Here is a 9,148-nt window from a genome sequence, read left to right as displayed (position 1 = left end):
CCTGGGCCGACGAGCACAGCCTCGGGGCGCTCTTCTGGGTGTGGGCCGACCACCCGGCCGACCCGATGGCGCTGGTGACCGACGAGAGCGGCCGGCCCACGGCGTACGGCCGTCAGGCTCGTACGTGGCTGCTCGGCCACCTCCCCGCGGCGAGACCGTCGTCCCCGTCGCCGACTGGGTAACAGCCGGTCAACGTCCGATCAACGATCGGTCCACAGTCCGTCAACGCTGGACCAGACCGCCCCTACGGAGCGTTGCGGCCAACTAGCGTAGGCATTCGAGGAGTCCACCAATCGGTGAACGGTACGCGAGGGGGCGTGCCACCATGAGCCCGCAAGAGGGCTCGGGACCGGTGGTGGGGTACCCGAGCAGGGGGGAAGCATCATGTCGTTGCAGATGGGTTCGTCGCGCCCGGCAACGAAGTCGGTCGGCGCCGCCGTCGTGGGCATGGTCCTGACGCTCGCGATCCTCGTGGTCGCCATGTTGTCCTTCCTCATCGCGCCGCTGGTCGCCCTCGGCCTCGCCTACCTCGCCTACGCCGTGATGCGGCCGCGAAGCACCAAGAAGCGCACCGCGGAGCCGTCGACCCCCGCGAGCGCATCAGGACACACCGAGTCGCCGGGACGTGCCGCCCACGGCGCCATCGGCTTCGGATCGGGGACCGCACCGTGACCACGACCCAGACCGGGCAGACCGGCACCGAGACCCGTCGTCAACCACGACTGACCGACGGCGTCGACCAGGACCTGCGCCACCTCATCCCGGAGGGCATCTGCCGCACCTTCCGGGTGATGCCCTATGCGTCGGCCGGAGGGACCGTGCTCGTCGCGGCCGCCGACGCCGACGACGCGATCACCGCCCACGTGGTCGCCGAGCGGATCGACCGTCCGGTGCAGCTGGTCCGCCACACCGTGAACGAGATCGTGGGCGCGATCGACTCGGTCTACCCGCCTCAGGAGACCGAGGTCGAGTCGCCGGAGGCCCGCCGCTCGCGGATGCAGATGGCGCAGATGCTCACCCGCAGCGGGCTGATCACCGACGAGCAGCTGCAGCGCGCGATGCTCGAGTACTCCCGCACGGGCGACCCGCTGGGCGACATCCTCGTCTCCCACGAGGCGATCACCGAGGACGTCCTCGTGGCCGCCCTGTCGGAGATGTACCAGATGCAGCGCGTCGGACTCACCGACTTCACCCCCGACCTCGAGGTCGCCCGCCGGCTGCCGGAGCCGTTGGCCCACGCGTTCCAGGCGATCCCGGTCGCCGCGACCGACGACCTGGTCCTGCTCGCGGTCGCCCGCCCGCTCGACGCCGAGCAGTCGGCGGAGGTCGAGGAGGCGCTCGGCTCCCCGTTCCGTCAGCTGCTCGCCAACCGCACCGACCTCGACCAGCTCATCCAGCGAGTGCACGCCCGTCACTACGCCGAGGTCTCGACCCGGCTGCTGATGGAGACCAGGCCCGAGGAGTCGGCACACGTGGTGATCTCCGGCGGCCAGAAGGCCGGCCTCGTGATCACCGCGATCTTCGTCGTGGTGTGCGCGGTGATCTGGCCGATGCCGACCGCCATCGCGGTCGTCGGCGCCTGCAGCCTGCTCTACCTCGTCGTGTCGTTCTATAAGTTCCGCCTCACCCTGCGAGCGCTGGGCACCCACCTCGAGACCGACGTGACCGACGAGGAGATCGCCGCGATCGACGAGCGGCGCCTGCCGATCTACACGATCCTGGTCCCGCTCTACAAGGAGGCGGGCATCGTCCCGCGCCTGGTCCGCGACATCAACGCGCTCGACTACCCGCGCACCCGCCTCGACGTGAAGCTCCTCTGCGAGGAGGACGACGAGGAGACCGTCCAGAAGATCCGCGACATGCAGCTGCCCCCGCACTTCCACCTGGTGGTCGTGCCCGACAGCCAGCCCAAGACGAAGCCCAAGGCCTGCAACTACGGCCTGCAGCTCGCGACGGGGTCGTTCTGCGTGATCTTCGACGCCGAGGACCGGCCCGACCCCGACCAGCTCAAGAAGGCCGTGATCGCGTTCAGCCGCGTCGCGAGCAACGTGGTGTGCGTGCAGGCCAAGCTCAACCACTTCAACCAGGACCAGAACATGCTCACGGCCTGGTTCGCCAACGAGTACTCGATGCACTTCGAGCTCGTGCTCCCCGCCATGGGCGCGGCCGAGTCCCCGATCCCGCTCGGCGGCACGTCCAACCACTTCGTGACCGACAAGCTGCGCGAGCTCGGCGCGTGGGACCCCTTCAACGTGACCGAGGACGCCGACCTCGGCATCCGGCTCCACCGCGAGGGCTACCGCACCGCGATGATCGACTCGACGACGCTCGAGGAGGCCAACTCCCAGGTCCCGAACTGGATCCGCCAGCGCAGCCGCTGGAACAAGGGCTACATCCAGACCTGGCTCGTGCACATGCGCAACCCGTTCCAGCTGCTCGCACAGACCGGCCTCAAGGGCTTCCTCAGCTTCAACCTCACGATGGGCAGCGCGTTCGTGCTGCTGCTGAACCCGATCTTCTGGGCCCTGACGACGCTGTACGTGTTCACCCAGGCCGGGTTCATCGAGCAGCTGTTCCCCGGCATGATCTTCTACGCCGCCAGCGCCCTGCTCTTCGTCGGCAACTTCGTCTTCGTCTACCTCAACGTCGCCGGCAGCCTGCACCGCGGCGAGTTCGGCCTGACCCGAACGGCACTGCTCTCGCCGTTCTACTGGGGCCTGATGAGCTGGGCCGCCTGGAAGGGGTTCATCCAGCTCTTCACCAACCCGTTCTACTGGGAGAAGACCGAGCACGGTCTCGACGAGGGACACTCATGAGCACCCCGGTGGTCGTGCACACGAAGGACCGCCTCAGCGGCGTCGTCCAGCTCGTGGGTCGTCGCCCCAACGACATCGAGCGCCGCTGGTGGGAGAGCGCCCTGGTCTTCGCGTTCTTCACCATCGGCTACACCTGGTTCGGCTACTGGGTCGTCGTCGACATGCACGTGGTCGGCTTCGAGACCCTCGACCGGCTCAACCGCGCGCTGATGGTGTGGCACAACGACCCGGCCAAGCTCTCGGCCATCGGCTTCGACTACCCACCCCTTGCCACGCTCCTGATCGCCCCGCTGGCGATCTTCCGGGGCCTGGTGACCTCGCTGGCCGTCGTACCGCTGGCCTCGGCGATCTTCGCCGCGTTCACCATGGTCGCGTTCAACACGATGATGCGCCGCGCGCTGATCGCCGGCCCCCTGCGCTATGCGGTCCTCCTCGCCCTGGGCGCGAACCCGATGGTGCTGCTCTACGCGACCACCGGCACCCGGCACTTCGTCTGGATCGCCCTGGTCGTGACCGCACTCGGTGGCCTGTTCGCCTGGTACATCACCGCAGACGTCCGGTTCGTGATGCTTTCGGGCATCGCGTTCTCGATCGCGTCGATCGCGGGCTACACCAGCCTCACGTTCTTCGTGCTGAGCGCGATCATGATCGGCGCCATCCTGGCCCGCCTGGGAGCCGACGGCACCGAGGTGGAGGGGACCGTGGTCGGGTTCGCCTCACCGACGGTGTACGTGATCGCGCTGTGGACCGTGTTCAACTTCATCCTGCTGCTGCGCCCCTTCGCCTGGATCACCCGGTCGAGCGACGCCGCCGCCTCGGGCGGGCTCGAGACCTTCTCAGCCGTCGAGCTGCTGCGCGCCACGGGTCAGCTGGTGCTGTACGGCGCCCCGATCGCGATCATCGTGCTGCCCGCCCTGGTCTTCGCCGGGGTCGCCCGCGGCAACCCGTTCGCCCTCTGGCTGGGCGTGATGCTCGGCGCCTCGATCGTGATGCCGTCGGCGGCTGTCGTGCTCCGGCTGACCGACTCCCCCATGCTCATGCGCAACGCGCTGCCGATCCTGCTGATCAGCATGATCGGGGCGATCTGGCTCGCCCGATCGGCCGACGAGGGCAGCACCCTCGTGGCCGCGCTGCTCGTCGTGGCGCTGGTGATCAGCATCCCGTGGACCATCCAGGCGATGAAGACCTACCGCTACCAGAACCTCGAGGCACCGTTCGCGGCGGCGATCACCACGGGCGAGTCCCAGGAAGGCGCCGAGACGCTGGCCCGGGAGAAGGTCGGCATCTTCTCCGAGCAGGCGATGGCCGAGTACATCTCGAACAACGTCTCGCGCGACAACTCGATCCTCACCGACAACGCCCAGACCTACGCGGTCATGATGCTGACCGGCCACCCCGAGTGGTTCTTCGACCGCATCGACCAGAGCGACGGTCCGTGGAAGATCGCCCTGCGCGACCCCGCAGCACACGGCGTGCTCTACCTGCTCATGTCCACCAGCGACAACGGCGACCTGGTGACCAAGCTCTACGCGGACGCTGCCGCCGGCTCCGACGCCCAGCTCCAGGTGGTCTTCCGCACGCCGCGCTACGTCCTGGTGAGCGTGCCGGCCGGCTACAAGCCCGGCGGGGTGACCACCGGGCAGTTCGGGGAGTCATGATGGTCGACGACGCGCCCCGCATCGCGCCCCCGCCGTCGGTCGACGACGTGCTGTCCGCGCTGACCGACCAGTCCCGGATCGGGCAGGTCGACTTCACCGGCGCGCTCGCCACCGAGGTCCCGCCCACCCGGGCCGCACGTCTCACCGGCCAGTCGTCCGGCCCGTCGTCCAGCCAGTCGTCCAGCCAGTCATCCAGCCAGCCGGCGGTCCCGCCGCCCGGCACCGTCGAGCCGAGGACCACGCTGCGCCGGGTGCCGGAGCCCACTCCGGCGCCAATCAGCGAGCCGGCGCCGGAGGCCGGCCTCGAGCCGGAGCCCGAGGGTGTCGAGGAGCCCGAGCCGCAGGCCGCCCCGCCGCGGGCACGTCGCCAGCGCCCGTCTCGCAAGCCGCTCACGGTCGTCGAGGCGCCCGAGCCCGAACCGGAGCCCGAGCCCGAACCGGAGCCCGAGTCCGAGGTCGAGCCGGAGCCTGAGGTCGAGCCGGAGCCCGAGGTCGAGCCGGAGCCCGTGGTCGAGCCGGAGCCCGAGCCCGAGCCCGAGCCGGAGCCCGAGCCGGCGCCCGAGCCGGCGCCCGAGCCGGAGGCCGGCCAGGCCCGCACACCCGTGGCGCCTCCCCTGGACCTCGCCCGCACCGTCGAGGAGATCGCCCACAGCGTGATCAGCCGGATGCAGGCGGCCGAGCAGGCGACGCTGCGCCACCTGGAGGCCATGGAGCTGGAGGCGACCCGCCGCTACGAGCTCGTCACCGCCCAGGCCGAGCTGGACGCCGAGCTGATCCGCCTGCAGTCGCGCCGTGAGGCGCACGCGATCATCACCGCTGCGCGGATGCGGGCCGGGGAGCTCGACGACCTCGACGACGACCCCGACGACCACGGCCACCACCTGGCGGTCCTCAGCGACGCGATCTCCCGCGTCGCCGACACGACGGAGTCCTCGCTCACGCGATCGCGGACCAGAGAGACCGGGTCATCCCGATGAGCACACGACGTCCGACCCGCACCCACTACGCCGTCGCCCTGGCCACGGCGTGCACGGTGCTGCTCGCCGGCTGCGCCGGGGACGGCGCCGCCAAGAAGCCGTCCGGTGACGTGGTCGTCACCGTCGACCCCACCCAGTCCCCGGGCGTCGTCGTGCCCGAGCGCCGCTTCTTCAACGACACCTCGCCGTGGAACCGCCGCATCGACACCGCGCGCGTCGATGCGAGGTCCGACCAGATGATCCAGTTCGCCCACGAGCGGCTCGGCGTCATCGAGGGCCCGGGCTCCACGACGATCCAACGCCGCGACATGGTGAACTCCGGGCTCTACATCAACACCGTGCGATGGACGGTGCCCGTCGTCGCCGGCGGCCGGCCCACCTCTCTGGTCTGCCGCCAGCTCGTGTGCGGCGACGGCGAGGACACCACTGTCCTCAACATCCCCGACGACGTCGACCCGGATCCCCGCTACGACGGCTGGTACACCGTGTTCGACACCTCGGCCTCGGTCGCCTACGACCTGTGGCGAGCGCGCCGGGAGGCCGACGACACGATCTCCTACAACTACATGCGCAAGTGGGACCTCAACGGTCCGGGCTACAGCGAGCCGCACACCGAGGGTGCCCGTGGGTCCGGCCTGCCGCTGTTCGCGGGCCTGATCCGCGCCGGGGAGCTGGAGTCCGGAGAGATCCAGCACGCACTCGCGATCAGCGTGCCCGGGCCCGCCGCGGGCGTCTTCGTGCAGCCGGCGTCGTCGACCGACGGCAACGGGCGCATGCGCTCGCTGCCCGAGGGCGCCCGCATCCGGCTCAAGCGCGACGTGGTGCTGCCCGCACCGCGCGACCCGCGGACCGGCAAGCTGATCAAGCTCAGCAAGCAGCAGCAGCGGCTGGCCGACGCGATCGTGGCCTGCCTGCGCACCTACGGCGCCATCGTCGTCGACCGCGCGGCGGTGCCCACGCTCTACGCCCAGCGCGACGTGACCGGCGGGCTGATCCGGGGCAACGAGCTGCAGGGCCTCACGCTCGACGACTTCGAGGTCATGCCGCTGGGCCAGCTCTACCGCTACCCACCGGAGGAGGACGAGACCGCCGCCGACCCCAGTGCCAGCCCGAGTGCTTCGCCGTCCGCCTCCCCGACCGAAGGGGGCGCGGTCCAGTGATGCGCAAGCGCCTGTCGAACCGTTCGCTCGGACGGCCGCTGCTCGCCTCGCTCGCCGTCGCCGCGGTGTCGCTGGGGCTGCTCTCCGCCTGCTCCGACCCCTCGCAGCAGGCGACCGAGCGGGTCAGCCGCGACCAGGCCGACCAGTTCCGCGAGAACAAGCTGCGCCAGCAGGACATCGCCAAGGCCTACGCCGCGCTGCCGACCCGTCCGACCGGCGTCGTCGACATCGACGGATCGACGAGCGGGTCGATGACGCCGACCGAGATCGACGGCTACGAGACCACGACCGACGCGGCCCAGGTCAACGTCGCCGACAACGGCGAGGACCAGGCCTTCCAGGAGCTGTGCGCCGGACGGATCGACCTGGTCGACTCGGCGCGTCCGATCAGCCGCGCCGAGTGGGAGGCCTGCCAGGCCGTCGGGCTCGACGTGGTGCAGTTCCAGGTCGCCGCCGAGGCGATCGTGGTCGCGATCAAGTCCGAGACGGACGTGGGCGCCGACTGCCTGACCGTCGACCAGGTCCGCGACCTCTATCGCGCCGGGTCGCCGCTGACGAACTGGAGCCAGGAGCCGCTCGGCTTCGACGACGTGCCGCTCAAGGTCGGCGGGCCCAACCCCGACAACAACGGCTTCGGGTTCTTCGGCCGCTACGTGCTCGGCGCCCCCGAGCCCTCCCAGGTCGACCTGCGGTCCGACTACTTCCTCGCCGAGAACGACGAGGAGGCACGCCAGTTCGTCGTCGGCAAGCGCACCCTCGAGCTCCGGGCGGCGCGCTTCGACGACGTCAGCCGGCGGCGGGCCCAGGCCAACCAGGCCCTTCAGGACGCGCGGACCGAGATGGCCGCGGCGCGTGCCGAGCTCGAGATCGCCCTGGCCGAGCGCGCCAAGGGCATCCGCGACGAGCGGCCGCCGGCCGACAAGGCCAAGGACCAGCGCCGGGTGGACAAGGCGTTCGAGCGCCGGTCCGCGGCCCGCAACCGGCTCAACGCCGTGCAGCTGCGCTACGACCAGGTCGACCAGCTCTACCGCAACACCGACGGGGCCCGCCGGCTCTACGAGGCCTACCGCGGCCACGTCGCCTACTTCCGCTTCAGCTACTACGAGCTGTTCGAGGACCAGCTGCGGCCCTTCGAGATCACGATGCCCGACGGGCAGCGCAACTGCATCTTCCCGAGCCAGCGCACGATCACCAGCGGCGAGTACCCGCTGGCGCGCCAGCTGCTGATCACCACGACGACACGCTCGTTGGTGCGGGCCGAGGTACGCGACTTCCTCAGCCACTACATCGACCACGCCCAGGCCGACGCCGAGTCCGCTCGGCTCGTCGCGCTGCCCGACGAGACCGTCCGGATCCAGCGGGCCTGGCTCAACGGCGACCAGGCACCGCTGCTCTATGTCCCCGACGACAACGCCGCCAAGCCGAGCCAGCCGGTGCAGAGCGAGAAGCCGGCGCGATGAACACGTGGGCCACCCGGCTCGCAGCGCTCGCCGCTCCGCTGCTGCTGGTCCTCCCGGCGGTCGCGGTCGCCCCGACGTACGCCGGCTCCACCGGCTCGTCGTCCTCCGCCCACCAGCGCTCGGTGCAGCAGACCAAGCGGATCACGGTGAAGTGGCAGGGGTACCAGAAGCGGCCGAAGTACCAGAAGACCGCCGACGTGCCGGGCATCGGCCAGGTCGACCTCGTGTGCCGTCCGAACGCCACGATGATCCGGCTGCGCGCCGGCAACCGGCGCGCCGAGAGCCAGATGTGGCTGGCCAAGTTCGAGACCAAGAACGGCAACGACGTGGTCGCGGTCAAGAACGTCCGCATCTACACCTACGACACCGCCTCCGACGACGGCACCGGCGGCACCGGGCCCCAGGCCCACGAGGGGCTCAACCAGTGGACACCGATCGAGGACTTCGCGAAGGGGTCGGCGTACGGCGTCATCAGCCAGCGCCCCGGACGCAACCAGCCCGGCGGCGGGCCGCTGACCGTGCCCGCGACGTCGTTCAAGCTCACCTGGTACTGGGAGCGGTTCGCCTACCCGGGCAGCCAGTTCTGCAAGATGACGCTCGCCCTGCGGACCGACTCCAGCCAGCAGTTCGGGCTGAGCTGGCACGGTGACGACGAGGCCGCCACCCAGCAGACCAGCTCGACGCCGATCCCCGGGTTCGGCCAGGCCGAGCTGCGCTGCGAGACCGGGCGCGGCGGCGAACGGTCCGTCGCGCTGGTCACCGACGACCCCGAGTCCTACATGGACTACGAGTACATCACCCAGGAGGGTCGGGTCCAGGACCACGTCGAGCGCTACGAGGACCTGGGGTGGGACCCCGTGACCGGGCGCCTCGGACCGGTGGACCTGCCGGGCAACGGCATGATGCGGATCTGGTGGTCGGTCGACGGCGTCAAGCAGGGCTGGGTGCTGTCGTCGTACGTGAAGTCCAACAGCGTCGCCAAGCCCGAGCTCAACGTGTGCGAGGTGGCGGCCACGCCGCTGCCCTGAGCACCTCGGCCTGAGCACCTCGGCCTGAGCACCTCGGCCTGATCAGCGG

8 protein-coding genes are annotated in these 9,148 nt (G+C 70.4%); all 8 read left to right on the top strand.

Going from position 1 to position 9,148, the window contains the following annotated elements:
• Window positions 1–182: hypothetical protein (locus Q0L15_RS06605; RefSeq protein ID WP_296603117.1), on the top strand; the 182-nt coding region annotated here is incomplete at its 5' end.
• A gap of 214 nt (window positions 183–396) precedes the next feature.
• A complete protein-coding gene (locus Q0L15_RS06600) occupies window positions 397–672 on the top strand; it encodes a hypothetical protein (protein WP_296603116.1) in 276 nt (91 codons plus the stop codon).
• Window positions 669–2,816, top strand: a complete 2,148-nt coding sequence (locus Q0L15_RS06595) for a glycosyltransferase (RefSeq protein ID WP_296603114.1) — start codon at window positions 669–671, stop codon at window positions 2,814–2,816. Before Q0L15_RS06600 ends, Q0L15_RS06595 begins: the two co-directional genes overlap by 4 nt.
• Window positions 2,813–4,474, top strand: a complete 1,662-nt coding sequence (locus Q0L15_RS06590; protein ID WP_296603113.1) for a hypothetical protein — start codon at window positions 2,813–2,815, stop codon at window positions 4,472–4,474. The genes Q0L15_RS06595 and Q0L15_RS06590 overlap by 4 nt, the downstream gene beginning before the upstream one ends.
• Window positions 4,474–5,451 (top strand): hypothetical protein, encoded by a 978-nt coding sequence (locus tag Q0L15_RS06585; protein ID WP_296603111.1) that lies wholly within the window; start codon window positions 4,474–4,476, stop codon window positions 5,449–5,451. The genes Q0L15_RS06590 and Q0L15_RS06585 overlap by 1 nt, the downstream gene beginning before the upstream one ends.
• A complete protein-coding gene (locus Q0L15_RS06580; RefSeq protein WP_296603110.1) occupies window positions 5,448–6,611 on the top strand; it encodes a hypothetical protein in 1,164 nt (387 codons plus the stop codon). The genes Q0L15_RS06585 and Q0L15_RS06580 overlap by 4 nt, the downstream gene beginning before the upstream one ends.
• Entirely contained in the window at window positions 6,611–8,071 is a 1,461-nt protein-coding gene (locus Q0L15_RS06575; RefSeq protein WP_296603109.1) for a substrate-binding domain-containing protein, read from the top strand. The genes Q0L15_RS06580 and Q0L15_RS06575 overlap by 1 nt, the downstream gene beginning before the upstream one ends.
• Window positions 8,068–9,099 (top strand): hypothetical protein, encoded by a 1,032-nt coding sequence (locus Q0L15_RS06570; protein ID WP_296603108.1) that lies wholly within the window; start codon window positions 8,068–8,070, stop codon window positions 9,097–9,099. Before Q0L15_RS06575 ends, Q0L15_RS06570 begins: the two co-directional genes overlap by 4 nt.
• Window positions 9,100–9,148 lie beyond the last annotated feature (49 nt).

It is taken from the genome of Nocardioides sp., assembly GCF_024509035.1.
Taxonomy (GTDB): domain Bacteria; phylum Actinomycetota; class Actinomycetes; order Propionibacteriales; family Nocardioidaceae; genus Nocardioides.
Note: the sequence above shows the minus strand (reverse complement) of the source record. Positions and strands in the feature narration are given on the sequence as shown.